This is a genomic window from Embleya sp. NPDC056575 (assembly GCF_042793325.1).
Classification (GTDB): domain Bacteria; phylum Actinomycetota; class Actinomycetes; order Streptomycetales; family Streptomycetaceae; genus Embleya.
The window spans coordinates 1-1146 of record NZ_JBHTVA010000195.1; the positions used below are offsets into that span (position 1 = coordinate 1).

Here is a 1146-nt window from a genome sequence, read left to right on the forward strand (position 1 = left end):
GAACTGAAGAAGCTGAAGGCCAGCGGGGAGTTGTTCCGCATTCTGCGGCCCTTCGGGTTCACCCGGGCCGAGATGACCGACATGACCGCGAAGGAGCTCTGCCGCGGATGACCTCGGGACTGTGGGAACTCGTACTCAAAGGTGTCTGGGTCACCGTCCAGTTGCTGTTCCTCAGCTCGCTGGTGGCCGGGGCCGTCTCGTTCGCCGTCGGTGTCGCGCGCACCTCGCGGCGGTGGATCGTCCGCTTCCTCGCGGGCCTCTACACCGAGGTGTTCCGCGGCACCTCCGCCCTGATCATGATCTTCTGGGTGTACTTCGTGCTGCCGCTCGCCTTCGGCTGGCAGCTCGTCCCGATGTGGGCGGGCACGCTGGCGCTGGGCCTGACCTATGGGGCGTACGGCAGTGAGATCGTGCGCGGCGCCCTGAACGCCGTCGACCCCGCCCAGCGCGAGGGCGGCATCGCGCTCAGCTTCACGCCCTGGCAGCGGATGCGGCTGATCCTGCTGCCGCAGGCGGTGCCCGAGATGATCCCCTCCTTCTGCAACCTGCTGGTCGAACTGCTCAAGGGCACGGCCCTGGTGTCGATCATGGGCATGGGCGATCTGACGTTCAGCGGCAACCTCGTGCGGCTCGCGCTCCAGCAGAGCGCGGAGATCTACGCGTACGTCCTGCTGATCTACTTCGCGATCGCCTTCGTGATCACCCGGCTGATGCGGGCACTGGAGCGGCGGCTGAAGGCCGGGATCGGCAAGGCGCCCCGGCCCGCCAGGACCACACCGCGGCGCGTGGAAGCCACCGGCGTCGGTGCGACGGGAGGTGCCGCATGAACTGGGACTGGGGCGCGGTGCGCGACTTCATGCCGCACTTCTGGGACGGACTGCTGGTCACCCTGCAGGCGCTGGCGCTCGGCTCGGTGATCTCCTTCGCCCTGGGTCTGGTGTGGGCGCTGCTGATGCGCACGCCGACCCGCTGGGTGCGCTGGCCGGTCGGGGTCGTCACGGAGTTCATCCGCAACACCCCGCTGCTGGTGCAGCTGTTCTTCCTCTTCTACGTGCTGCCCGAGTGGAACATCACGTTCTCCGCGCTGACCACCGGTGTCGTCGCGATCGGGCTGCACTACTCGACGTACACGATGCAGGTCTACCG

Annotated in this window: 2 protein-coding genes and 1 pseudogene; all 3 read left to right on the plus strand. The window is 67.7% G+C overall.

Going from position 1 to position 1146, the window contains the following annotated elements; all coding sequences use genetic code 11:
• A pseudogene (locus ACFRCG_RS48680) lies at nt 1-111 on the plus strand (ectoine/hydroxyectoine ABC transporter substrate-binding protein EhuB); the annotation flags it as partial.
• Nucleotides 108-827: an ectoine/hydroxyectoine ABC transporter permease subunit EhuC gene (gene ehuC / locus ACFRCG_RS48685; RefSeq protein ID WP_095854472.1), complete on the plus strand. Its 720-nt coding sequence runs from the start codon at nt 108-110 to the stop codon at nt 825-827. The pseudogene ACFRCG_RS48680 and the gene ehuC, both read left to right, overlap by 4 nt.
• Nucleotides 824-1146, plus strand: a 323-nt coding sequence (locus ACFRCG_RS48690; RefSeq protein WP_380043107.1) for an ABC transporter permease subunit, incomplete at its 3' end; no start/stop codon positions are given. The genes ehuC and ACFRCG_RS48690, both read left to right, overlap by 4 nt.

Bases quoted from the DNA above. Each gene is read 5' to 3' on its own strand.
- ehuC (WP_095854472.1), top strand. From the start codon at position 108: ATGACCTCGGGACTGTGGGAACTCGTACTCAAAGGTGTCTGGGTCACC.